Source organism: Pseudomonas sp. NFACC37-1 (assembly GCF_900101575.1).
GTDB lineage: Bacteria > Pseudomonadota > Gammaproteobacteria > Pseudomonadales > Pseudomonadaceae > Aquipseudomonas > Aquipseudomonas fluorescens_AA.
Genome location: NZ_FMUZ01000036.1, coordinates 1 through 24,328, shown reverse-complemented (window position 1 = coordinate 24,328; position 24,328 = coordinate 1). Strand labels below are relative to the sequence as shown.

Here is a 24,328-nt window from a genome sequence, read left to right as displayed (position 1 = left end):
CAAGACTCCGTTCTTAAGGTTGCTTGAGGGCAATGGCGGTCGGGTTGGCGCTCGGCATCACCTGGGCCGCGAGGCCGCCGGCGAACACCTGGTTACCCACGGCGCGAAGGCTGATGACCTGGTAGCGCTGGTCGACGGTGACCTTGACCACCGAGCCGCCCACGGCACTTGGCAAGGTGACCTGGTGCTCGCCTTTCTTCAGGCGCAGGCGCACCACCTGGGTGTAGTCGGGCAGGGTGCGCCAGGTCCGGGTGTCGGCCCCTTCGAATACCGCCGAGGTGAGGCCGACGGCCAGGCCGGCCAGGGGATTGGTTTCGTTGATCTGCTTTTGCGCCACACCACGGGTGACGGCGCGCACGGTGGTGCGCAGGATGATGCCCGGCATGTCGTCGCGCAGGGCCCGACGGGACATGGCGGTGGTGCTGTTGAGTTGGGTCAGGTCCAACTGACGGCCGTCGACACCGATCTGGCCGAAGGTGGCCGTGGAGGTGTCAGGCTTGATCAGGGGGAACGACAACGGCGTGATGACCAGGTTGCCGCTGATTGGCAAAGGCAAGGGAATGCGGATCGAGTCCCGGGACGGTGCCAGGCCACTCTGCACCACGATCAGGATGTCGCTGTCGTCGCTCTTGGCGGCGGGCTTGTCGAGGTCACGCAGGGCCTGCTCCAGCAACGGTGTGTTGGGGCGCAGTTCGGCGGCCTTGCGATAACCCGGTGCGGCCAGGTCCTTTTCACCCAGGGCTTCGTAGACAAAACCGGCCAGGTAATGGCTGAACGCGCTCTGGTAACTGTTCTTGAGGCTGACCACTTCCGGGGCGTCGAGGCTGGCCACCGGGTAACCCTGGAGGTCCTTGTACTCGGTCTTGACCCCTTGTTTCTCGGCTTCTTCCTCGCGCTTGAGGTATTCCTTGTCCCGCAGGTCGGCGATCACCGCTTCGCGTTCGTGGGTCTTCTTGATCTGGGTCCGCGCGCCGTCGAAGTCATTCACCGCCAGCAGGTTCAGGGCCATCTGGGTGGTCAGCATGACCTTTTCGTAGTCGTAGCCTTCGTAGCGGCGGACTTTATCGTTGACCAGGAAACTGCCGAACTGGGCCAGGTACTTGGCCGTGTCGAGCTTGACCGCATCTTCCCACTGGGCCACTTGTTGGTCGGCGCTGCTCCAGGCGGTCTGGCTGCCGGACAAGTCGCCCTTGGCGCGCAGCAGCTCACCTTTCTCGAAGTAATACAGCAGGTCCTTGTCTTGGCTGGAGTTGTTCTTTTCCAGCAGGGTCAACGCGCCGTCGACATTGCCGGACGCCAACTGCTGGTTGGTCTGGGCCAATTCGCTGTCATAGTTGCGAAAGGCCGAACAGCCGGACAACAAGGTGATCGCGCCGAGGGCGACCGAAAGAACGGCACGGGATGCCATGAACATTTTCTTCCCTGATAGCAGCCGGGGTGTGCGGGTCGGGCTGGGGCGATCCCACGGACAAGCGTCGCTACGCTGTCGGTTCCTCATAAGAAGAGGAGCTTTTATGCCATCTGATGATAAGAAGGCGGCGGGATTATAAACATGGCGCTTGGCTATGTAATGGCTTTTCAATTCCTAAATGCTGTTTTTGTGACATCACCGCCAAAGCATGAAAATCCGATGAAAATCGGCTCCCAAGCCACATCCACCCTTGAGCCGAAGCCATTGGAAGTGAACAATGTGTTACTTCTTATTACCAACTGAGAGTCATTCATGACTGCGCCGTACCGTTTCCTGGCCTGGCTTGTACTGCCATTGCTTGCTTTGTGCAGCACTGCGCTGCAGGCCGACCCCCTCGAGAGTGCCCCCCAGGCGCTGCATTTATTGGATTACATCGGGGCGGATTACCCGGCGACGGTCGAGGCGGGCAAGGTCATCGACGAGGCGGAGTACCGCGAGCAGCTGGAATTTACCCAGGCGCTGGAAGGGTTGGTCGCCGGGTTGCCGGCCAAGCCGGAAAGGACTGAGCTGGTCCAGGGCATCGGCACCTTGCGCACGGCGATCACCCAGCGCCAGGACGGCGGCGATGTTGCGCGCCTGGCGCGGCAACTGGGGGCCAAGCTGGCGGTAGCGTATGAAGTCAGCCAGGCACCGGTCATCACGCCCGACCCCACCCGCGGCGCGCCGCTGTATGCGCAGAATTGCTCGGTGTGCCACGGCGCCAACGGTGTCGGCGACGGTCCTGCCGGTGTTGGCCTGGAACCGCCGCCCGCCAACTTGCGCGACGCCCAGCGCCTGGATCGCCTGAGTCTCTACGCGATCTACAACACCCTCGGCATGGGCATCGAAGGCACCGACATGCCGGCCTTCGCCGATCAGCTCGACGACCGTCAGCGCTGGGACCTGGCAACCTACATCGCCAGCTTCAGCGCCGACCCGGCAGCGGCCAAAGGCGAACAGGTCTTCAATCTCGCTGACCTGGCGCGCCAGACCCCGGCCGAAGTGCTCGCGGCGCAAGGCCCCGCAGCGGCGGCGACATTCCGTGCCCAGCGTGCCCAGCCGCCGCAGGTACAACGTGGCCCGGCGCAGTTGCTCGACTACACGGCCGCCACCCTGGACAAAAGTATCGCGGCGTATCGCGCCGGTGACCACGACCAAGCCTATGACCTGTCGGTAGCGGCTTACCTGGAAGGTTTCGAGCTGGTGGAAAGCTCGCTGGACAACGTCGATGCCAATGTGCGCAAGGACACCGAAAAGGCCCTGATGGCCTACCGTCAGTCGTTGCAGGACGGTTTGCCGGTGGAGCAGGCCGTACAGCGCCTGGACGTGGCCAAGGCCAAGCTGAAGGAGTCCGCCGGCCTGCTGGGTGGCGATGGCTTGAGCTGGTCGCTGAGCTACATCTCGGGGTTGCTGATCCTGCTGCGTGAAGGGTTGGAAGCGATCCTGGTGCTGGCGGCGATCCTGGCGTTCCTGCGCAATACCGGCCAGCAGTCGGCGGTGCGCAGCGTCAACGTCGGTTGGGGCCTGGCGCTGCTGGCCGGCCTGGCGACCTGGGGGCTGGCGGCGTATGTGATCGACGTCAGCGGCGCCCAGCGCGAGCTGCTCGAGGGCGCGACGGCGTTGTTCGCCAGTGTGATGGTGTTGTGGCTGGGGGTCTGGATGCACGACCGTCGTCACGCGGCGGCCTGGCAGGATTACATCAAGAGCAGCCTGGTGGGCGGCGGTGGTCGGTTTGGTTTTGCGATCCTGGCGTTCTTCTCGGTCTATCGTGAACTGTTCGAAGTGATCCTGTTCTACGAAACCCTGTGGTTGCAAGCGGGTCCTGCCGGGCATGACGCAGTGCTGGCCGGCGGCGCGACGGCGCTGGTGCTGCTGGTGGGGCTGGCCTGGGTGATCCTGCGCGGCTCGGCGAAACTGCCGCTGGCGCTGTTCTTCAGCATCAACGCCGCGTTGCTGTGCGCACTGTCGGTAGTGTTTGCCGGCCATGGCGTGAAGGCGTTGCAGGAAGCCGGGATCTTCGGCACCCACCCGGTGGCGTTCTTCGACTTCGACTGGCTGGGCATTCATGCCGATGCCTATTCGCTGGCCGCTCAAGTGGTGGCGATCCTGGCGATCGTGGTGCTGTATGGGCGCAGTTGGGTAGCGGAGAAGCGTCGGGTCCAGGTTTCCTGACAGCATTCGCTGCGCTCATGATCGCGAGCAAGCTCCCACAGGATGTAGGCTGTCCTTGTGGGAGCGAGCTTGCTCGCGATGCATTTGAAAAGAGGAACAACCCCAATGCGCATATGGATCGACGCCGATGCCTGCCCCAAGGCGGCGAAGGAGCTGGTGGTCAAGTTCGCCCTGAAGCGCCGGTTCGAGGTGGTGCTGGTGGCTGGTCAACCGCAGATCAAGCCGGCCCTGGCCTGTGTAAAATTGATCGTGGTGCCCAGCGGCCCCGACGCGGCGGACGACTACTTGGTGGAACACGCCGTGCCGGGCGAGCTGGTGATCTGCAGCGACGTGCCCCTGGCTGATCGGTTGGTGAAGAAGGGCGTCGCGGCCCTGGACCCGCGAGGCAAGGAGTTCGATGCGCAAAACATGGGTGAGCGGCTGGCGGTGCGAAACCTGTTCACCGATTTGCGCGAGCAGGGCCATATGGGCGGTGGCCCGGCCGCGTACAGCGAGCGAGACAAGCAGGGGTTTGCCAATGCTTTGGACCGGATACTGACGCGCTTGGCCCGAGCCTCTTAAATCTTGCCTGGACCCCTTGTGGGAGCGGGCTTGCTCGCGAAGGGGGTGTGTCAGCCGACAGAGATGCCAACTGAACCGACGCCTTCGCGAGCAAGCCCGCTCCCACAAGGATGGCGCTGGTGTCAGGAGTCATTCTCGTGCGTCAGCTCCAGCACCCGGTCCACCAGTTTGTTGATGCCTGAAGCCGCTTCGCTGATGTTCTGCGCCAGCATGTAGGCCGGGGTGCTGACCAGTTTGCGCGCGCGGTCTTCGACGATGTCGGTGACCGCGCAGTCTTCGTGAGTGCCGCCCATTTTGCCCACGGCTGCCGCCGTGTCCGGGTCGTTGCCGATGGTGCACGTCACCCCCGGGCCATAGATTTTGGCCGCCAGGGCCGGGGAGATGCAGATCAGCCCGACCGGTTTGCCCGCCTCGGCAAAGGCTTCGGTCAAGGCCAGGACCTCTGGCTGTACGGTGCAGCCGGCGCCTTCGACGGCAAAGTTGGAGAGGTTTTTCGCCGAGCCAAAACCACCGGGTACGATCAAGGCGTCGAAATCCTCGACCCTGGCTTCACGCAAATCCTTCACGTTGCCCCGGGCGATTCGCGCCGACTCCACCAACACGTTGCGGCTCTCGGGCATTTCCTCGCCGGTCAGGTGATTGATCACATGCAACTGGGCAATGTTGGGGGCGAAGCACTGGACCTGCGCCCCGCGCTGGTCGAGACGCAGCAAGGTGATCACGCTTTCGTGGATCTCGGCGCCGTCATATACGCCACAGCCGGAAAGGATCACTGCAATTTTTTTGCTCATGGGCTTTTCTCCAGATTCATGGCGTTAAATGTCTACTAATTTGTCACTCGTTGCCATAGGGGGATCGGGCAGCTACACCTAATCTGCCGACTATCTCCTTGCCTTGCGTGCCCGGGTTGCGTCATGAACTTCATCCTGTATGCCGTGCCGTTCTTCTTCGTGCTGATCGCCGTCGAGTTGCTGGCCGATCGCTGGCGGGGTGTGAGCCACTACCGCGTGGCGGACGCGATCAACAGCTTGAGCACCGGCGTGCTGTCGACCACCACGGGCCTGTTGACCAAGGGCGTGGGGCTGCTGACCTACGCCTTTGCGCTGAAACACCTGGCCGTCATCGAACTGCCTGCCGACCGGGCCTGGACCTGGGTGTTCGCCTTCGTGCTCTACGACCTCTGTTACTACTGGCTGCATCGCATGGGCCATGAGCGCAACATCCTCTGGGCCGCCCATTCGGTTCACCACCAAAGCGAGGACTACAACCTGTCCACCGCGTTGCGCCAGACCAGCACCGGGTTCCTGTTGAGCTGGATCTTCTACGTCCCGCTTGCCGTACTGGGCGTGCCGCTGGTGGTCTTCGTCAGCGTCGCGGCGTTGAATCTGCTGTACCAGTTCTGGGTCCACACCCAGCACATCCCCAAGCTCGGCTGGCTGGAGTGGTGTTTCGTGACGCCGTCCAATCATCGTGCCCACCATGCACAGAACCCTCTCTACATGGATCGCAACTACGGCGGGGTGTTCATTATTTGGGACCGTCTATTTGGCACCTTCCAAGAAGAAGACGATAACGAGCCGGTGATTTTTGGCGTGACCACGCCGCTGGCGAGTTGGAATCCGTTGTGGGCCAACCTGCAGTTCTATGCACAGCTGTGGGCCGATGCGCGACGGACCGGGCGCTGGTGGGACAAGCTGCGGATCTGGTTCATGCCCACTGGTTGGCGTCCGGCGGACGTCGCGGCCCAGTACCCGTTGAGCAAGCCCGACCTGAGCCAGTTCCGCAAATTCACCGTGCCGCTGGACCCGCGCCAGCAGTGGTACGTGGGGCTGCAGTTCTGCGTCTACATTGCCTTGGGCAGTTATTTGATGAACCTTGAAAGCAGCCTGCCGGTCGCCGCCCTGGTGCTGGGGTGGGGCGCGGTGGCGTTCGGTCTGTTCGTGTTGGGCGTGGCCCTGGAGAATCGCCCGTGGGCACTGAAACTGGAGCTGTTGCGGCTGGCCTCGAACCTGCCGCTGGTGTGGCTGGCGCCCTTGGCCGGGGTGTGGCCGGCCAGCGCTGTGGCCTGGGTCGGGCTGCTCAGCTACAGCCTGCTCAGTGGCATCGGGCTGTATTGCTGCCGCAGCCGCTTTACTCGGTTGGCGTCGTAGGTGCGTCGGACCTGGCTTGTTCCAGGCGTTCGGCTTCTAGGACTTTCCTGGCCAGCCGCGCATTCTTGATGCGTCGGCGCAACCACAGGACCAGGCCCAGCACCAGCAGCGCGCCGAGTACCCACAGCTCATATTTCTTGATGCTGCCCAACATGCCTTCCAGCACGGCGCCGAAGTGATACGCGGCAGCGGCCAGGGCCGTGGCCCAGATCGCCGCGCCGATGCCGTTGAGCAGCAGGTAGCGGCCCGGCGGGTAGCCTGACAGGCCGATCGCCACCGGCATCACCGTGCGCAGGCCATAGACGAAGCGGAAGCTCAGCACCCAGATGTCTGGATGCCGGCGGATGTGCTCCAGCGCGCGATCCCCCATCAACTGCCAACGCGGCTTGCGCGCCAGGAGCTTGCGGCCGTGCTTGCGTCCCAGGAAATACCACAGCTGATCGCCCGCGTAGCTGCCGCAGAAAGCCACGACCACTACCAGGTTGATGTCCATATAGCCACGGAACGCCAGGAAACCTGCGAGCACGAGGATGGTTTCGCCTTCGAAGAACGTGCCGATAAACAAGGCCAAGTAGCCGAAGTCATGCAGAAATTGTTGGAGCATTGTCTGGGTGCTGGCGAAATGAACGCGCAGCCTAACCCTTCAGGCACATTCAGGAAAGTATCGAAATGTGTCTCGACGTGAACAATTCCTACAGAAGACAATGACTGCGACTACCGGTCGCGCCTTAGCACAACTGTCACACGTTCGTCATAATGTCCGCTTATAACTGTCACGCTCGCCCGTCTGCGGGCTCAGGAGTCTGCCGTGAGCTTTACCCCCGCCAATCGTCTGTTCCCTGCTACCCGCCTGCGTCGCAACCGCCGTGATGAGTTCTCTCGTCGGCTGGTGCGTGAAAACGTGCTGACCACCGATGACCTGATCCTGCCGGTATTCGTGCTGGACGGTGAGAACCGTCGCGAAGCGGTGGCGTCGATGCCCGGGGTGGAACGCCTGACCATCGACCTGCTGCTCGAAGAAGCCGCCCACTGGGTCGAGCTGGGCATTCCGGCGCTGGCCCTGTTCCCGGTGACCCCGCCGGCCCTCAAGTCCCTGGACGCTGCCGAGGCCTGGAACCCGGAGGGCATTGCCCAGCGTGCCACCCGTGCCCTGCGTGCGCGTTTCCCGGAGCTGGGGGTGATCACCGACGTGGCGCTGGACCCGTTCACCACCCATGGCCAGGACGGCATCCTCGATGAAGAGGGCTACGTGCAGAACGACATTACCGTCGATGCACTGGTCAGGCAGGCGCTGTCCCACGCCGAGGCCGGTGCCCAGGTGGTGGCCCCCTCGGACATGATGGACGGGCGCATCCAGGCGATCCGCGAAGCCCTCGAGGTGGCCGGTCACGTCAACGTGCGGATCATGGCCTATTCGGCCAAGTACGCCAGCGCCTATTACGGCCCGTTCCGCGATGCGGTCGGCTCGGCCCTGAACCTGGGCAAGGCCAACAAGGCCTCTTATCAGATGGACCCGGCCAACAGTCAGGAAGCCTTGCACGAAGTGGCGGCTGACTTGTCAGAGGGTGCAGACATGGTCATGGTCAAGCCTGGCATGCCCTACCTCGACATTCTTTGCCGGGTCAAAGACGAATTCAAAGTGCCGACCTTTGTTTATCAGGTCAGCGGCGAGTACGCCATGCACATGGCCGCGATCCAGAACGGTTGGTTGGGCGAAGGGGTGATCCTGGAGTCCTTGACCGCTTTCAAACGCGCAGGTGCCGATGGCATCCTGACTTACTTTGCCGTGCGCGCCGCCCAATTGTTACGAGAGCAGAAATAGCCTCCCAGGAACTTGCGATGAATACCGAAGGACTCTCCGAAGTTGCCGTAAAAGACGCTCAACCCGTGGTCGAGCAAGTTGCCGAAACACCGCCGGAGCTGGAGCCCGCTCCCCCGGCCGTCATCGAGCCCGCCCCGGCACCGGCGATTGCCGTTCCGAACCTGGATGACAGCAGCCTGTACATCCATCGCGAGCTGTCGCAACTGCAGTTCAACATCCGCGTGCTGGAGCAGGCGCTGGACGAGTCCTATCCGCTGTTGGAACGGCTGAAATTCCTGCTGATCTTTTCCAGCAACCTGGATGAGTTCTTCGAAATCCGCGTCGCCGGCCTGAAGAAACAGATCACCTTCGCCCGTGAACAGGCGGGTGCCGACGGCTTGCAACCGCACCAGGCCCTGGCTCGCATCAGCGAGCTGGTCCACGGCCATGTGGACCGGCAATACGCGATCCTCAACGACATCCTGCTGCCGGAGCTGGAAAAGCACCAGGTGCGCTTCATCCGCCGGCGCTACTGGAACACCAAGATCAAGACCTGGGTGCGCCGCTATTTCCGCGACGAGATCGCGCCGATCATCACGCCGATCGGTCTCGATCCGACGCACCCGTTCCCGCTGCTGGTCAACAAGAGCCTGAACTTCATCGTCGAACTGGAGGGCATCGACGCCTTCGGTCGCGATTCCGGCCTGGCGATCATTCCGGCGCCGCGCCTGTTGCCGCGCATCATCCGTGTGCCGGAAGATGTCGGCGGCCCCGGCGACAATTATGTGTTCCTGTCGTCGATGATCCACGCCCACGCCGATGACCTGTTCCAGGGCATGAAGGTGAAGGGCTGCTATCAGTTCCGCCTGACGCGTAACGCCGACCTGTCGGTGGACACCGAGGACGTCGAAGACCTGGCCCGCGCCCTGCGCGGCGAGCTGTTCTCCCGTCGCTACGGCGATGCGGTGCGCCTGGAGGTGGCCGACACCTGCCCGAAACACCTGTCCGACTACCTGCTCAAGCAGTTCAACCTGCACGAGACCGAGCTGTATCAGGTCAACGGTCCGGTCAACCTGACCCGACTGTTCAGCATCACCGGCCTGGACAGTCACCCGGAACTGCAATACCTGCCGTTCACGCCGCAGATCCCGAAACTGTTGCAAAACAGCGAGAACATTTTCAGCGTGATCAGCAAGCAGGACATCCTGCTGTTGCACCCGTTCGAGTCGTTCACGCCGGTGGTCGACCTGCTGCGCCAGGCCGCCAAGGACCCTCACGTCCTGGCGGTGCGCCAGACCCTGTACCGCAGCGGCGCCAACTCGGAAATCGTCGATGCCCTGGTGGATGCGGCGCGAAACGGCAAGGAAGTCACCGCGGTGATCGAATTGCGCGCCCGCTTCGACGAAGAATCCAACCTGCAACTGGCCAGCCGCCTGCAAGCGGCCGGCGCGGTGGTGATCTATGGCGTGGTCGGCTTCAAGACCCACGCCAAGATGATGCTCATCCTGCGCCGTGAGGCCGGTGAGATCGTGCGTTACGCCCACTTGGGCACCGGCAACTACCACGCCGCCAACGCCCGCCTGTACACCGACTACAGCCTGCTGACCTCCGACGATGCCTTGTGCGAAGACGTCGGCAAGCTGTTCAGCCAGTTGATCGGCATGGGCAAGACCCTGCGCATGAAGAAACTGCTGCACGCGCCGTTCACCTTGAAAAAGGGCATGCTCGACATGATCGCCCGGGAGACGCAGTTCGCCCTGGACGGCAAGCCGGCCCACATCATTGCCAAGTTCAACTCGCTGACCGATCCGAAGATCATCCGCGCGTTGTACAAGGCCAGCCAGTCGGGCGTGCGCATCGACCTGGTGGTGCGGGGCATGTGCTGCCTGCGGCCGGGCATCCCGGGGGTGTCCCACAACATCCATGTACGCTCGATCATCGGGCGGTTCCTGGAGCATACCCGGGTGTTCTACTTCCTCAACGGCGGGGAGGAGCAGATGTTCCTGTCCAGCGCCGATTGGATGGAGCGCAACCTCGACAAGCGGGTCGAGACCTGCTTCCCGGTGGAAGGCAAGAAGCTGATCCTGCGGGTCAAGAAGGAATTGGAAAGCTACCTCACCGACAACACCCACAGCTGGAGCCTGCAGTCGGATGGCCGTTACATCCGCAACACGCCGACCGGCAACCAGAACCCGCGCAGCGCCCAGGCGACATTGCTCGAGCGCTTGAGCAGCCCGGTGTTGGCGGTTCGTTAAGGTTGGGGTGATGCAGTTCTGATGGTTTAAGGATATCTGTGGCGAGGGGATTTATCCCCGCTGGGCTGCGAAGCAGCCCTGAAACCTGCCAGCCAGTTGTGTCAGGTTGATTACCTTCCAACTCTTTGGGGCCGCTTCGCGGCCCAACGGGGATAAATCCCCTCGCCACAATAGATCTGTGTTGTAGCGGGGCTCAGTGAATGTTCAGCACAATCCCGACCCGTGTCAGCCACTCGGCTTCCTGGGCGAAGTCGGCCTGGGTCAGCTGGTTTTCTTCCAGCCACCCGTCGGGGAACATCACGTCCAGTTGATCGCCGTCGGCATGCAGGGCGACCTGGGGCATTTCCTGGGTGCCACGGATGTGGTGGAACAGGATCGCAAAGCGCAGCAGCACGCACAGGCGAATCAGCTTGATGCCGTCATCGCCGAACTCGGCGAATTTATCCTTGGGAATGTTGCGCCGATGGCCGCGCACCAATAGCGCGAGCATCTGCTGGTCTTCCCGGGAGAAGCCCGCCAGGTCGGAGTGCTCGATCAGGTAGGCGCCATGCTTGTGGTAGTGATAGTGGGCAATGTCCAGGCCCACTTCATGGACCTTGGCGGCCCAGCCCAGCAGTTCGCGCCAGACCCCGTCGTTCAAGTCCCAGTCATCGGCCACCTGGTCGAAGGCATGCAGTGCCTTGCGTTCGACCCGTGCGGCCTGCTCCAGGTCGACGTGATAACGCTCCATGAGCGAGCCCAGGGTGCGCTCACGTACGTCTTCGTGATGATGACGCCCCAGCAGGTCGTAGAGCACGCCTTCGCGCAGAGCACCCTCGCAGTGGTCCATGCGCTGCAGTTCGAGGGCGTCGAAAATCGCTTCGAGGATCGCCAGGCCCGCCGGGAAAATCGCCCGGCGGTCGGGCTTGATGCCTTCGAAATCGATCTTGTCCGCTTCACCGAGCTTGAACACCCTGCGCTTGAGCCAGGCCAGGCCTTCGGCGTTGACCTCGCCAGTACCGTGGCCGCCAGCCTTGAGCGCCAGGCCGATGGCGCGAATGGTCCCGGAGGAGCCGATGGCTTCGTCCCAGGTCAGGCGGTGCAGGGCGTGTTCGATACTCATGATTTCCAGGCGCGCCGCGGTGTAGGCCTGGGCGTAGCGGGCCGGGGTGATCTTGCCGTCGCGGAAATAACGCTGGGTGTAGCTGACGCAGCCCATCTGCAGGCTTTCGCGCAGCAGCGGTTCGAAGCGCTGGCCGATGATGAATTCGGTACTGCCACCACCGATGTCCGCCACCAGGCGCTTGCCCGGGGTGTCGGCCAGGGTGTGGGAGACGCCAAGGTAGATCAGGCGGGCTTCTTCACGACCGGAGATGACTTCCACCGGGTGGCCGAGGATCTCTTCGGCGCGACGGATGAATTCGCCACGGTTGCGCGCCTCGCGCAGGGCGTTGGTGCCGACGATCCGCACCGCGCCCAGGGGCATGCCGTTGATCAGTTGGGCAAACCGCTTGAGGCAATCGAGCCCGCGCTGGATGGATTCTTCGCTCAGCTGGCGTTCTTCGTCGATGCCGGCGGCCAGTTGGACCTTTTCGCCGAGCCGCTCAAGAATGCGGATTTCCCCGTTCTGGGCCTTGGCGACGACCATGTGGAAGCTGTTGGAGCCCAGGTCGATGGCGGCGATCAGGGACAGATTCTTGGCTTGGGATTGCGGCATGGTCAAAAAGTCTCGGTCGATAACCTCGCCATCCTGCCACGATCGACCGCTTACGCCAACGCACCTGAACCAAACCCTTGAGCCAGAGCAGCTTGCAGGGTGCTCTTGTGGCGAGGGGATTTATCCCCGCTGGGCCGCGCAGCAGCCCTAAAGCTGTGAACTCAATCATCCTGGCACGCCGAGTTGCCTGGTTTGGGGGCCGCTTCGCAGCCCAACGGGGGTAAATCCCCTCGCCACAGAGTGTTCCTTGGCTGAGAAAATCAGGCCGGCTCGACGGTCCCGATGAAGTTCGCCAGCTCCGCGGTCTGCGGATCGGCGAACAGCACCTTGGGATCACCCACCTCATGCACCTTGCCTTGGTGCATGAACACCAGTTTGTCGCCCACTTCCCGGGCGAAACGCATTTCGTGGGTGACCATGATCAGCGTCATGCCTTCCTTGGCCAGTTGCCGCACGACGCTGAGCACTTCATTGACCAGTTCCGGGTCCAGGGCCGAGGTGATTTCGTCGCACAGCAGCACTTTCGGCGACATCGCCAGCGCGCGGGCAATCGCCACCCGTTGCTGCTGGCCGCCGGACAACCGGTCGGGGAAGGCATCGAATTTCTCCCCAAGCCCGACCCGTTCCAGCATCTGTCGCGCCAGCTCGGCCGCCTTGGCCTTGGGCACTTTTTGAACAACTTGCGGCGCGAGCATCACGTTCTCGCCCACCGTCAGGTGCGGGAACAGGTTGAATTGCTGGAACACCATTCCGACTTTCTGTCGCAGGCTGCGCAGGTCGGCGCGGGCGGCATCAAGGTATTCGCCGTCGACTTCGATCACGCCGTCGTTGATCGACTCCAGGCCATTGAGGGTGCGCAGCAAGGTGGATTTGCCCGAGCCGCTGCGGCCGATGATCGCTACCACCTGGCCTTCCTCGACGCTCAGGTCGATGCCTTTGAGCACGTGATGATCGCCGTAGTATTTATGCAGGGCGGTAATTCTAAGCAGAGGCATGCAGTCTCCTTTCCAGGTAGCGCGCACTGAGGGACAAGGGGTAGCAGAGCAGGAAGTAACCGAGGGCGACCAGGCCATAGACCATGAACGGCTCGAACGTGGCGTTGGCGAGCATTCCGCCGGTCTTGGTCAGTTCGGTAAAGCCAATGATCGAAGTCACGGCGGTGCCTTTGACCACCTGCACGGAAAAGCCCACGGTCGGCGCCACGGCGATGCGCAGGGCCTGGGGCAGGATCACGTAGCGCAACTGCTCCAGCGGGTTGAGGGCCAGGCTCGCCGAGGCTTCCCACTGGCCGTTGGGAATCGAGTCGACACAACCGCGCCAGATCTCCGCCAGGTAGGCACTGGTGAACAGCGTCAGGGCAATGGCCGCCGCCATCCACGGCGAAATCTCTACGCCGGCCAGGGCCACGCCGAAGAACACCAGAAACAGTTGCATCAACAGCGGCGTGCCCTGGAACAGCTCGATGTAGGTGCGGGCGATGTTGCGGGGCAGGGCGCTTTTGGAGATGCGCAGCACCATCACCAGCAAGCCGATCACACCGCCGCCGATAAACGCCACCAGCGACAGCGCCAGGGTCCATTGCAGGCCGGTGAGCAGGTTGCGCACCACGTCCCAGAAAGTGAAATCGCTCATGGTCGGCTCCCGGTGCTGCTCCTGTACAGGCAACGGCGACCCACCCAGTTGAGGAACTGGCGGATCAGCAGCGCCATGCACAAGTAGATGAGCGTGGTCAGCGCGTAGGTTTCGAACGCGCGGAAGTTGCGCGACTGGATGAAGTTGGCGGCAAAGCTCAACTCTTCGGTGGCGATCTGCGAACAGACCGCCGAGCCTAGCATCACGATGATGATCTGGCTGCTCAGGGCCGGCCAGACCTTGCCCAATGCCGGCAGCAGCACCACGTGGCGGAAGGCCTCGAAGCGGCTCATGGCCAGGGCCGCGGCCGCTTCCAGTTGCCCCCGCGGGATCGCCTGGATACCGGCGCGGATGATCTCGGTGGAGTAGGCGCCGAGGTTGATCACCATCGCCAGCACCGCCGCCTGCCATTCGGAAATCTGCAGGCCCAGGGACGGCAAGCCGAAGAAGATGAAAAACAACTGCACCAGGAACGGCGTGTTGCGGATCAATTCCACGTACACACCGAAGAACGCCGCGAACGGACGAATGTTCCAGGCCCGCACCACGGCCCCGACGATGCCCAGGCCGACCCCGAGCAACGTGCCGATGGCCGTCAGTTCCAGGGTGAACAGCGCACCGCGCAGCAGCAGCTCGGTGTTTTGCACCACCGGTAGAAAATCGAACTGATAAGCCATGCTCAGCCTCTCAAGCGACGATCAGAGATCGGCCGGCAGCGGCTGCTTGAGCCAGGTCTGGGAATTCTTCTCCAGGCTGCCATCGGTCTTGGCGGTGGCCAGGATCTGGTTGACCTTGTCCAGCAGCGCCGGCTCGTTCTTGTTCACGCCCACGTACACCGGCGAGTCCTTGAGCTTCACCTTCAGCGCCGGAACACGCTTGGGGTTGCGTTCGCTGATGGCGACCATCACCACGTTGCCGCTGGCGATCAGGTCCACCTGGCCGGCCAGGTAGGCGGCGATGGTCGAGTTGTTGTCTTCGAAGCGCTTGATGGTGGTGCCTTCGGGGGCGACCTTGGTCAACTCGATGTCTTCGATGGCGCCACGGGTGACGCTGATGGTCTTGCCCTTGAGGTCATCCAGAGTGTTGATGGCGGCATCGGGCGGGCCGAACACGGCCAGGTAGAACGGCGCGTAGGCGCTGGAAAAGTCGATGACTTTTTCCCGCTCCGGGTTCTTGCCCAGGCTGGAAATCACCAGGTCGACCTTGCCAGTGGTCAGGAAGGGGATGCGGTTGGTGCTGTTGACCGGCGTCAGTTCAAGCTTGACCTTGAGCTGGTCGGCCAGCAATTTTGCGGTGTCGATGTCCAGGCCGCGGGGTTTCATGTCCGGGCCCACCGAACCGAATGGCGGGAAGTCCTGGGGTACGGCGACCTTGAGGGTGCCACGCTTGACCACGTCTTCCAGGCCATCGGCGTGGGCGGGCAACTGGCAAAGCATCAGGCTGGCAAACAGGGCTGTGAGCAGGACGCTGCAACGCTGAATCATGGCGAATCTCCGCAATCGGTGATGTGATTTCTGCGTTCGGACAGAGCACAGGCCATGCCAAGGCCACTTTTAATCGGCCAAAGCCACGGTTTTGCTGGTGGGCAGCGGTCTTACTGGTCTGAACAGTTGTGTCGTGTTTCGCACCGTTATCGGGCGTCGGCATTTGTCGCCGAACCCTGCTGGGGCACGACTTGCCGGGCGCGGCGAATAGCTTTACAACTAGCCGCTCACTGGCCCGGTTCGTCTGAAAAAACCATGAATTCCATCGCTCGTGCCGTTCCTGAAGTGGCCCTGCAAGCCATCCGCAAACTGATCGTCGATAAAGGCTTCGGTCCAGGCGATGCGTTGCCGTCGCAACGGGACCTGGCGCTGCAGTTGGGCGTGAGCCGGGCGTCGTTGCGCGAAGCGCTGTCCTCGCTGAGTGCCTTGGGCATGATCAGCGTGCAGCCGGGCAAGGGGGTGTTCGTGCAGGCGCCGGTAGAGGCCCCACGCACCGAGTCGGCGCCGGGTTGGCCGTTCGCGGCCCAGGCTTCGCCGGTGGACATCTTCCAGTTGCGCTACGCCCTGGAGGGTTTCGCGGCGGGGTTGGCGGCGGTGACGCTCAGCGCCGATGAACTCGACCGGTTGCAAGACAATGTCGAAGCCATGCGCCGGGAGCTGAAGGTCGGCGATTTCGACGCCGCCGCGCGGCTGGATTTCGAATTCCATCGGCGAATCCTGCTGGCCAGCGGCAACCAGGCGATGCTGAGCATCCTTACCGCCAGCGCCGACATCTTCCTGGAAAGCCAGAAACTACCGTTCATCCGGGCGGAGCGGGCGATGGAAACCTGGCAAGAGCACCGCAAGATCCTTCGCGCCCTGGCCCGTCGTGCTTCTGCTGCCGCGCAAAAAGCCATGCAGGAACATGTACGTAACGCTGCGCTGCGTACCGGGATTTCGTTCGTCGCCCCCACGGCTTCATGAGCCGGGCCATACTCAAATACATCTTGCGCCATAGCGAGACTCAATCAACTGCGGCTTCCTGAACCTGGGAAGGGCCGCTATGATGGGCCACGTTTTTTTGCTGATGACCCCGGAGATTTCCATGAGCAGCGATCTGATCAAACACGTTAGCGACGCTAGCTTCGAAGCTGACGTACTCAAGGCCGAAGGCGCGGTACTGGTCGACTATTGGGCTGAGTGGTGCGGTCCCTGCAAAATGATCGCCCCAGTCCTGGACGAGATTGCTGAGACCTACAAGGGCAAGCTGACCGTTGCCAAGCTGAACATCGACGAAAACCAGGAGACTCCGGCCAAGCACGGCGTGCGTGGTATCCCGACCCTGATGCTGTTCAAGAACGGCAACGTCGAAGCCACCAAGGTCGGTGCGTTGTCGAAGTCGCAACTGGCTGCTTTCCTCGACGCTAACATCTAAGCGCCGAATGCCACTGAAAAAGCCCCGCAAATCGCGGGGCTTTTTCGTTATCCAGGGCTAGACGCTTGCAAACCCAGGTGGTACATTCGGCCCCGCACTGGTTTCTCCATTGCCCCCTGCAAGCCGTCGCCGACGCTCTCCTTTCGAATAAGTACGCGATCCTGTCGCCTTCTCTGCGGCGCGGCCTCATTAAGCCAAAAGCTTAATTTCCCCCCTCCATAAATGATTACGTCATTCCTATATGAATCTGACTGAACTCAAGCAAAAGCCGATTACCGAACTGCTCGAATTGGCCGAACAGATGGGCATAGAAAATATGGCCCGTTCGCGCAAGCAGGACGTGATTTTCTCCCTGCTCAAGAAGCACGCAAAAAGCGGCGAGGAAATCTCCGGTGATGGCGTGCTGGAGATTCTCCAGGACGGCTTCGGCTTCCTTCGCTCCGCAGACGCTTCCTATCTCGCCGGCCCGGACGATATCTACGTCTCGCCGAGCCAGATCCGTCGCTTCAACTTGCGCACCGGTGACACCATCGTTGGCAAGATCCGCCCTCCGAAGGAAGGCGAGCGTTATTTCGCCTTGCTCAAGGTCGACACGATCAACTTCGATCGTCCGGAAAACGCGAAGAACAAGATTCTCTTCGAGAACCTGACCCCGCTGTTCCCGACCGTGCGCATGAAGATGGAAGCCGGCAACGGTTCCACCGAAGACCTCACCGGTCGCGTGATCGACCTGTGCGCACCCATCGGCAAGGGCCAGCGTGGCCTGATCGTGGCGCCGCCGAAAGCGGGCAAGACGATCATGCTGCAGAACATCGCGGCCAACATCGCCCGTAACAACCCTGAAGTTCACCTGATCGTGTTGCTGATCGACGAACGTCCGGAAGAAGTGACCGAGATGCAGCGCACCGTGCGCGGCGAAGTGGTCGCCTCGACGTTCGACGAGCCGCCAACCCGCCACGTGCAGGTTGCCGAAATGGTGATCGAGAAGGCCAAGCGCCTGGTCGAACACAAGAAAGACGTGGTGATCCTGCTGGACTCCATCACCCGTCTGGCCCGTGCCTACAACACCGTGATCCCGAGCTCCGGCAAGGTGCTGACCGGTGGTGTCGATGCCCATGCGCTGGAAAAACCGAAGCGTTTCTTCGGCGCCGCGCGGAACATCGAGGAAGGCGGTTCGCTGACCATCATCGCCACCGCACTGGTTGAAACCGGTTCGAAGATGGACGAAGTGATCTACGAGGAATTCAAGGGCACCGGTAACATGGAGCTGCCTCTGGATCGTCGTATCGCCGAGAAGCGTGTGTTCCCGGCCATCAACATCAACCGTTCCGGCACACGCCGCGAAGAGTTGCTGACCGCCGACGACGAGTTGCAGCGCATGTGGATCCTGCGCAAGCTGCTGCATCCGATGGATGAAGTCGCCGCCATCGAGTTCCTGGTCGACAAGTTGAAAACGACCAAGACCAACGATGAGTTCTTCCTGTCGATGAAACGCAAGTAAATCGCCAAGACAGGCCAGCAAGAGCCGGGGAAACCCGGCTTTTTGCTATCTGTGCATTCACTATTCTGGACGGGCGGCGTTAAACTCGGGCCCCCGAACGCCACGGCCACCATGAGGCTTTTGCATGCAGTATCGCGACTTGCGCGACTTTATCAGCGGGCTGGAACAGCGCGGCGAACTCAAGCGCATCCAGGTGCCGGTGTCTCCTGTCCTGGAAATGACCGAGGTCTGCGACCGCACCCTGCGTGCGAAAGGCCCGGCGCTGCTGTTCGAAAACCCGACGGGGTATGACATTCCAGTGCTGGGCAACCTGTTCGGTACGCCGGAGCGCGTGGCCTTGGGCATGGGGGCCGAAGCCGTCAGCGAATTGCGCGAGATCGGCAAGCTGCTGGCGTTCCTCAAGGAGCCCGAGCCGCCGAAAGGCCTGAAGGACGCTTGGTCCAAGCTGCCGATTTTCCGCAAGATCATTGCCATGGCGCCGAAAGTCGTCAAGGACGCGATCTGCCAGGAAGTGGTCATCGAGGGTGACGACGTCGACCTGGCCATGCTGCCGGTACAGACCTGCTGGCCGGGTGACGTGGGGCCGCTGATCACCTGGGGCCTGACCGTCACCAAAGGCCCGAACAAGGACCGCCAGAACCTGGGCATCTACCGTCAGCAGGTGATTGGCCGCAACAAGGTCATCATGCGCTGGCTGAGTCATCGCGGCGGTGCATTGGACTACCGTGAGTGGTGTGAAAAACACCCCGGCCAGCCCTTCCCGGTGTCGGTGGCCCTGGGCGCGGACCCGGCGACCATCCTCGGCGCCGTCACGCCCGTGCCCGACAGCCTTTCCGAATACGCGTTCGCCGGCCTGTTGCGGGGCAATCGTACCGAGCTGGTGAAATGCCGTGGCAATGACCTGCAAGTTCCGGCCACCGCCGAGATCATTCTTGAAGGTGTGATCCATCCCGGCGAAATGGCCGATGAAGGTCCGTACGGCGACCACACCGGCTATTACAACGAAGTCGACAGCTTCCCGGTGTTCACCGTCGAGCGCATCACTCACCGGATCAAGCCGATCTACCACAGCACCTACACCGGCCGTCCACCCGATGAGCCGGCCATTCTCGGCGTGGCGCTGAACGAAGTGTTCGTGCCGATCCTGCAGAAGCAGTTTCCGGAAATCACCGATTTCTATTTGCCGCCGGAAGGTTGTTCGTATCGCATGGCCGTGGTGACCATGAAGAAGTCGTATCCGGGGCACGCCAAGCGGGTCATGCTGGGGGTCTGGTCGTTTTTGCGACAGTTCATGTACACCAAGTTCGTTATCGTCACCGACGACGATATCAACGCACGGGACTGGAACGACGTGATCTGGGCCATCACCACGCGCATGGACCCCAAGCGCGATACGGTGATGATCGAGAATACGCCGATCGACTACCTCGACTTCGCCTCGCCGGTGTCTGGCCTGGGGTCGAAGATGGGGCTCGATGCCACGCATAAATGGCCCGGTGAAACCACTCGCGAGTGGGGCCGGGTTATCGTCAAGGATGAAGCCGTTACCCAACGGATCGATGCCATCTGGAATCAGTTAGGAATAGATTGATGCGTGTAACCTTGCAGCCTTCCGGAGCGGTGCTGGAGATACGGCCCGCCGAGCGGATTCTCGATGGCGCGCGACGCCTGGGCTATGAATGCCCGCAAAGCTGCCGCAACGGCAACTGCCACGTCTGTGGTGCGTTGCTGGTGGAAGGCCGTGTGGAACAGGCGGGCGAGGTGCGCGACCACGGTGAGATTTTCACGTGCATCGCCGAGCCGTTGGAGGACTGCGTGGTGTTGTGGGACGGTGTGCTCTCGCCAGGTGAGCTACCGGTACGCAACCTGGCGTGCCAGGTGATCGAGTGCGCCGAGGTGGGCGGCGATGTCTGGCGAGTGCGCTTGCGGGCGCCGGCGGGCAAGCCACCGCGCTATCACGCCGGGCAGTACCTGATGATTGAGCGGGAAAACGGCGAGAAATCGGCGTTCTCCCTGGCCTCGGCGCCGCATTCCGGGCGCGAGCTGCAGTTGCATGTGTTGGTGCGCGAAAGCAGTGCACAGGCGCTGCTGGAACAGTTGCAACGCAACTCCAGCGTGCGCGTCGAAATGCCTTTTGGCGACACGCATTTGTCCGAGCTGCCGGACGGACCGTTGGTGCTGATCGCCGCCGGAACCGGCATGGCGCAGATGCACAGCCTGATCGAGCATTGCCGCGCCGCGGGCTTCAAGCACCCGGTGCATCTGTACTGGGGCGTGCGGCGACCGGACGATTTCTATGAAATCGAGCACTGGGACGAATGGAAAAAGCTGCCGAACCTGTTCCTGCACAAGGTCGTCAGCGACTTGTGCGGCTGGGAAGGGCGCTGCGGGATGCTCCATGAAGCGGTGTGCGAGGACCTCAGCGATCTTTCCGGCGTGCACGTCTATGCCAGCGGCTCGCCGGCCATGATCTACGCCACGCTCGATGCGCTGGTGGAAGCCGGCATGGACGCCCATCAAATGCGCGCCGATGTATTTGCCTATGCGCCTCGGGCTTGAGTAGAACTCATTTAGCCCAGGCTAAGGTGCTTTTGTGGCGAGGGGATTTATCCCCGTTGGGCTGCGAAGCGGCCCTCGAAATCAGAAATCAATTGATCTGACACACCGAGCGCTCGGATTTTTGGGACGCTTCGCGCCCCAGCGGGGATAAATCCCCTCGCCACAACTGTATAGATCTGCACATATGCCTATTCGATATTTAACCCATAAGCCAGATGTCGTTAAGGTATATGCCAGCGCCCCCAGCATTCATGGCATCCAATTTGCGTTGGTTCTGCCGAGCGTCAGTGTCATGACGGCGCGCCATCCAGCTTTTTGAATCGCGAGGAGCCAACCACTACCGGCCATGACCGCTATCGAATCCGCCATTACCTGTGCCTTGTACCCGCCACGACTCGAACTGGGGCCGCAACTGACCCGTGAGCAATTGCTCGCCTCGATGCAATTGACCATGAGTCTCCACCAGGGCGGTCCGGTCTGGCTGTTTGCGTACGGTTCATTGATCTGGCGGCCGGAATGCACGGCGGTGGAGCGCATGCGCGGTCGGGTCCATGGTTATCATCGCGGTTTGTACCTGTGGTCCCACGAACACCGCGGCACCCCGGAGTTGCCGGGGCTGGTGTTCGGGCTGGACCGCGGCGGTTCGTGCAGCGGGTTCGCCTACCGATTGCCGGAGGAGAATCTCGAGCACTCGCTGTTTGCCCTGTGGCAGCGCGAGATGCCGGTCCCGTCCTATCGTCCGCATTGGCTCAGTTGCCGTCTCGAGGATGGCAGCCGGGTGCAAGCCTTGGGTTTTGTGCTGGAGCGGCACCTGCCCAGCTATGCCGGCAACGTGCCGGACCATGTGCTGAGCCAGGTGTTCGAAAGCGCCTGTGGGCGTTACGGCACCACTCGCGATTACGTCGAGCAGACCGTCCACGCCCTGCGCAGCCACGCCATGCCAGACCGGAATCTGGAGGCGCGGCTCAAGCGCTGCCAATCAGCGCTGGATCAGGCGACCACTTCGCGGCTCTGACTGGCTATTTGCTTGTGCCACAGCGTGGGCGCGAGGAACGCCATTGCCAGCAGGCAGGCGCCGATCAGCAGCACAAAGCCACCGTCCCAGCCGAAATGGTCCACGGTGTAGCCCATGGCGGCGCTGGCCGCGACCGAGCCACCTAGGTAACCAAACAGACCGGTGAAGCCGGCAGCTGTACCGGCGGCTTTCTTCGGTGCCAGTTCCAATGCTTGCAAACCGATCAACATCACCGGGCCGTAGATCAGGAAGCCGATGGAAACCAGGGCGATCATGTCGACGGTCGGGTTGCCGGCCGGGTTCAGCCAGTACACCAGCGTGGCCACGGTCACCAGGGCCATGAACACCATGCCGGTCAGGCCACGGTTGCCACGGAAGATCTTGTCCGACATCCAGCCACACAGCAGCGTGCCGGGAATGCCCGCCCACTCGTAGAAGAAGTAGGCCCAGGAACTCTTGTCCACCGTGAAGCCCTTGGCTTCCTTGAGGTAGGTCGGTGCCCAGTCCAGCACGCCGTAGCGCAGCAGGTAGACGAAGACGTTGGCCATGGCGATGTACCAGAGCATTTTGTTGCGCAGCACGTATTTGACGAAAATTTCCTTGGCGCTGAATTCGTTCTCGTGGCTCGCGTCGTAGCCTTCGGGGTAGTCGTTCTTGTATTTCTCGATGGGCGGCAGGCCCACGGATTGCGGCGTGTCGCGCATGGTCACGAAGGCAAACACCGCAACGGCGAGCGCTACGGCAGCGGGCACATAGAATGCCGCGTGCCAGTCGTTGAACCAGCCCATCCCCAGCAGGAACAGCGGGCCGATCAGGCCGCCGCCGACGTTGTGCGCGACGTTCCACACCGAGACCACGCCGCCACGTTCCTTCTGCGACCACCAGTGCACCATGGTCCGTCCGCTTGGCGGCCAACCCATGCCTTGGGCCCAGCCGTTGATGAACAGCAGGATGAACATCATGGTCACGCTGGAGGTTGCCCAGGGCGCGAAACCGAACACGAACATCACCCCCGCCGATACCAACAAGCCGAAGGGCAGGAAGTAACGCGGGTTGGAACGGTCGGACACCAGGCCCATCAGGAACTTCGACAGCCCGTAGGCGATGGCGATAGCGGACATGGCCAGGCCCAACTGGCCACGGGTATAGCCCTCGTCGATCAGGTACGGCATGGCCAGGGAGAAGTTCTTGCGCAGCAGGTAATACCCGGCGTAGCCAATGAATATCCCGGCGAAGATCTGCCAGCGAAGGCGTCGGTAGGTGCTGTCTATTTTTTCTTCAGGCAGGGACGCCTGATGGGCGGCAGGGCGAAAGAAAGAAAACATTCAAGGGCTCCAGGTTCTTGTTATGACTGCGGATGCGAATGTTACAGTTTCGTTACCGAAAATAGCATTGGTTCTTACCGTTTAAACAGGGAAATTTTTCTGATCGAATGTTCTTAAACGAACATGTCGCTCAGGTATTGGCGAAAGCTGTTGTAGGAAATGTCGCCACAGGCTTTTTTCATGCGGTGCATCGGTGGCTAGGGGGCAGGACAGTGGGAAAGGTCCTTCACCCAAATGGGAAGTCTCGCTATTCAGCCCCAGGGCTGCGGCCTCTACCCTCTATGTCTTTGCCAAGTCTGGCATTCAGGTGAGGGGTGAGGGCATGAGGTGGTGTGTCGTGATGCTGTTGTTGTGCTTGTCCGCTATGAGCGGCGCGACGGATGTGTTGTTGGTGCCCGAGCACAATCCCAAGCCGGACTACCCGACGGCCCTGCACCGGAAGGGCGTCGTGGGTGTGGTCCGGGTCGGCTTCACGGTGCAGGCCGATGGTCGTGTCGATGAAGTCGCAATCCTGCACAGTGATCATCCGGATTTCGCCGAGGCCGCACGGGCGGCCGTGAACCAATGGCGCTTCAAACCGTGGACGGTGGATCACGAACGCCCGGCGCAGGCGCACGTCGTGGTGCCCTTCGAATTCCGCCTGGATGGCTTGCCACTGGATGCCAACAAGTGGATCAAGACCTGGAAATGCTCGGTCATCAATGCGCATGCCAGGGGTCAGCTGTGGGTAGAGGATTTGCTTCCGTTCCGTTACACCCGCAGTTACTTGTCCAATGTGTTTTTTGTGAAAAAGATACCGGATGTGGAGCGTTTGGCCTTGATCGCCCGGTTCAACAGGCTCCTGCCTACGATCGTGCAGCGTTGCGGGAGTTTTCCGGCTGCACGGTATATGCGGATGCTGCCGAAGGAAATTCGCGAGTTGCTTTAGCCATCAAGTAGGGGCATCGCCGTTGGCGATGCCCCTACTTGTTTATTCTGACTTGAAACCGGGTTTTCCGTTTTCTGCTCGCCAGATTTTAATTTCATTCAGGATTCCTTCCGGACTGTCTTCTCGGCCTTGTTTAGGCTCTGTACGAAAAGAGATGTCGCAAACACCGCATGGAGCAAGCCAGCGAGACCATGGCGGCATAGCTTTTTGCGAGCTTGTCGAAGCGTGTCACGATGCGGCGGTTTTCTTTCAGCCAGCCAAACATGCGCTCGATGATGTTGCGCTGTCGGTACTTGGGCCTATCAAACAGTCTGGGTAAGCCGGGTTTGGGTTTGCGCTTCATTGAGCGCAGCGGGATGACGGGCTGCATTCGATATTGGTCGCA

The 24,328-nt window shown here is 61.7% G+C and carries 24 protein-coding genes; 13 read left to right on the top strand and 11 right to left on the bottom strand.

Annotated features, from left to right (window positions below):
• Positions 1–13: 13 nt before the first annotated feature.
• Positions 14–1,408 (bottom strand): COG3014 family protein, encoded by a 1,395-nt coding sequence (locus BLP82_RS25520; RefSeq protein ID WP_060743111.1) that lies wholly within the window; start codon positions 1,406–1,408, stop codon positions 14–16.
• A gap of 144 nt (positions 1,409–1,552) precedes the next feature.
• On the opposite strand from BLP82_RS25520, the gene BLP82_RS31255 reads away from it, so the two are divergent.
• From BLP82_RS31255 to BLP82_RS25510, 3 genes are all read left to right on the top strand, one after another.
• On the top strand, positions 1,553–1,714 hold the full coding sequence (locus BLP82_RS31255) for a hypothetical protein (RefSeq protein ID WP_170842382.1): 162 nt from the start codon (positions 1,553–1,555) through the stop codon (positions 1,712–1,714).
• A 9-nt stretch (positions 1,715–1,723) separates the two neighbouring features.
• Complete coding sequence (locus BLP82_RS25515) at positions 1,724–3,622, top strand: cytochrome c/FTR1 family iron permease (RefSeq protein WP_092174774.1); 1,899 nt, start codon at positions 1,724–1,726, stop codon at positions 3,620–3,622.
• Positions 3,623–3,727: 105 nt separating this feature from the next.
• Positions 3,728–4,183 (top strand): YaiI/YqxD family protein, encoded by a 456-nt coding sequence (locus BLP82_RS25510; RefSeq protein ID WP_092174769.1) that lies wholly within the window; start codon positions 3,728–3,730, stop codon positions 4,181–4,183.
• A gap of 122 nt (positions 4,184–4,305) precedes the next feature.
• On the opposite strand, the gene elbB is transcribed toward BLP82_RS25510, so the two are convergent.
• Positions 4,306–4,974 (bottom strand): isoprenoid biosynthesis glyoxalase ElbB, encoded by a 669-nt coding sequence (elbB, locus tag BLP82_RS25505; RefSeq protein ID WP_092174764.1) that lies wholly within the window; start codon positions 4,972–4,974, stop codon positions 4,306–4,308.
• Between the two features lie 123 nt (positions 4,975–5,097).
• Between elbB and BLP82_RS25500 the strand changes: the two genes are divergently transcribed.
• Entirely contained in the window at positions 5,098–6,333 is a 1,236-nt protein-coding gene (locus BLP82_RS25500) for a sterol desaturase family protein (protein ID WP_092174760.1), read from the top strand.
• Here BLP82_RS25500 and BLP82_RS25495 read toward each other — a convergent pair.
• Positions 6,314–6,937, bottom strand: coding sequence for a DedA family protein (locus BLP82_RS25495; RefSeq protein ID WP_072405987.1), 624 nt, complete (start codon positions 6,935–6,937; stop codon positions 6,314–6,316). The genes BLP82_RS25500 and BLP82_RS25495 overlap by 20 nt on opposite strands.
• A 204-nt stretch (positions 6,938–7,141) precedes the next feature.
• Between BLP82_RS25495 and hemB the strand changes: the two genes are divergently transcribed.
• A complete protein-coding gene (gene hemB / locus BLP82_RS25490) occupies positions 7,142–8,155 on the top strand; it encodes a porphobilinogen synthase (RefSeq protein ID WP_072405986.1) in 1,014 nt (337 codons plus the stop codon).
• Positions 8,156–8,172: 17 nt separating this feature from the next.
• Positions 8,173–10,389 carry a polyphosphate kinase 1 gene (gene ppk1, locus BLP82_RS25485; protein WP_092174755.1) on the top strand — a complete coding sequence of 739 codons (2,217 nt, stop codon included), beginning with the start codon at positions 8,173–8,175 and terminating at the stop codon, positions 10,387–10,389.
• A 193-nt stretch (positions 10,390–10,582) separates the two neighbouring features.
• On the opposite strand, the gene ppx is transcribed toward ppk1, so the two are convergent.
• The 5 genes from ppx to BLP82_RS25460 all read right to left on the bottom strand — a co-directional run bounded on the left by ppx (position 10,583) and on the right by BLP82_RS25460 (position 15,201).
• The gene (gene ppx / locus BLP82_RS25480) at positions 10,583–12,085 is read right to left on the bottom strand and encodes an exopolyphosphatase (protein ID WP_092174751.1); all 1,503 of its coding nucleotides are present in this window, start codon (positions 12,083–12,085) and stop codon (positions 10,583–10,585) included.
• A gap of 260 nt (positions 12,086–12,345) precedes the next feature.
• Positions 12,346–13,080, bottom strand: a complete 735-nt coding sequence (locus BLP82_RS25475) for an amino acid ABC transporter ATP-binding protein (RefSeq protein WP_030138144.1) — start codon at positions 13,078–13,080, stop codon at positions 12,346–12,348.
• A complete protein-coding gene (locus tag BLP82_RS25470) occupies positions 13,067–13,717 on the bottom strand; it encodes an amino acid ABC transporter permease (protein ID WP_092174746.1) in 651 nt (216 codons plus the stop codon). Before BLP82_RS25470 ends, BLP82_RS25475 begins: the two co-directional genes overlap by 14 nt.
• Positions 13,714–14,394: an amino acid ABC transporter permease gene (locus BLP82_RS25465; RefSeq protein ID WP_092174742.1), complete on the bottom strand. Its 681-nt coding sequence runs from the start codon at positions 14,392–14,394 to the stop codon at positions 13,714–13,716. The genes BLP82_RS25470 and BLP82_RS25465 overlap by 4 nt, the downstream gene beginning before the upstream one ends.
• Positions 14,395–14,415: 21 nt before the next feature.
• Complete coding sequence (locus BLP82_RS25460; protein ID WP_092174738.1) at positions 14,416–15,201, bottom strand: transporter substrate-binding domain-containing protein; 786 nt, start codon at positions 15,199–15,201, stop codon at positions 14,416–14,418.
• Positions 15,202–15,456: 255 nt separating this feature from the next.
• On the opposite strand from BLP82_RS25460, the gene BLP82_RS25455 reads away from it, so the two are divergent.
• From BLP82_RS25455 to BLP82_RS25430, 6 genes are all read left to right on the top strand, one after another.
• Positions 15,457–16,164, top strand: coding sequence for a FadR/GntR family transcriptional regulator (locus BLP82_RS25455; RefSeq protein WP_092174734.1), 708 nt, complete (start codon positions 15,457–15,459; stop codon positions 16,162–16,164).
• 121 nt (positions 16,165–16,285) lie between these two features.
• Complete coding sequence (gene trxA, locus BLP82_RS25450; RefSeq protein WP_003206727.1) at positions 16,286–16,615, top strand: thioredoxin TrxA; 330 nt, start codon at positions 16,286–16,288, stop codon at positions 16,613–16,615.
• A 241-nt stretch (positions 16,616–16,856) separates the two neighbouring features.
• Positions 16,857–18,116 carry a transcription termination factor Rho gene (rho, locus tag BLP82_RS25445; protein ID WP_003206716.1) on the top strand — a complete coding sequence of 420 codons (1,260 nt, stop codon included), beginning with the start codon at positions 16,857–16,859 and terminating at the stop codon, positions 18,114–18,116.
• 124 nt (positions 18,117–18,240) lie between these two features.
• Positions 18,241–19,707: a 4-hydroxy-3-polyprenylbenzoate decarboxylase gene (gene ubiD, locus BLP82_RS25440; RefSeq protein WP_014340789.1), complete on the top strand. Its 1,467-nt coding sequence runs from the start codon at positions 18,241–18,243 to the stop codon at positions 19,705–19,707.
• Positions 19,707–20,675: a CDP-6-deoxy-delta-3,4-glucoseen reductase gene (locus tag BLP82_RS25435; RefSeq protein ID WP_092174730.1), complete on the top strand. Its 969-nt coding sequence runs from the start codon at positions 19,707–19,709 to the stop codon at positions 20,673–20,675. The genes ubiD and BLP82_RS25435 overlap by 1 nt, the downstream gene beginning before the upstream one ends.
• Before the next feature lie 346 nt (positions 20,676–21,021).
• Complete coding sequence (locus BLP82_RS25430; protein WP_092174727.1) at positions 21,022–21,690, top strand: gamma-glutamylcyclotransferase; 669 nt, start codon at positions 21,022–21,024, stop codon at positions 21,688–21,690.
• Here the strand turns inward: BLP82_RS25430 and glpT are convergent.
• The gene (glpT, locus tag BLP82_RS25425; protein ID WP_092174724.1) at positions 21,666–23,015 is read right to left on the bottom strand and encodes a glycerol-3-phosphate transporter; all 1,350 of its coding nucleotides are present in this window, start codon (positions 23,013–23,015) and stop codon (positions 21,666–21,668) included. The two genes, BLP82_RS25430 and glpT, sit on opposite strands and share 25 nt — an antisense overlap.
• 340 nt (positions 23,016–23,355) lie before the next feature.
• Between glpT and BLP82_RS25420 the strand changes: the two genes are divergently transcribed.
• Positions 23,356–23,943 carry an energy transducer TonB gene (locus BLP82_RS25420; protein WP_256576678.1) on the top strand — a complete coding sequence of 196 codons (588 nt, stop codon included), beginning with the start codon at positions 23,356–23,358 and terminating at the stop codon, positions 23,941–23,943.
• Between the two features lie 42 nt (positions 23,944–23,985).
• Here the strand turns inward: BLP82_RS25420 and BLP82_RS32195 are convergent, their stop codons facing one another.
• Together BLP82_RS32195 and BLP82_RS25410 are read right to left on the bottom strand one after the other, a co-directional pair.
• Positions 23,986–24,144 carry a bacteriocin immunity protein gene (locus tag BLP82_RS32195; protein WP_218189439.1) on the bottom strand — a complete coding sequence of 53 codons (159 nt, stop codon included), beginning with the start codon at positions 24,142–24,144 and terminating at the stop codon, positions 23,986–23,988.
• Positions 24,077–24,328 (bottom strand): transposase (locus BLP82_RS25410; protein WP_139197943.1); only part of this gene is annotated, 252 nt, incomplete at its 5' end. The genes BLP82_RS32195 and BLP82_RS25410, both read right to left, overlap by 68 nt.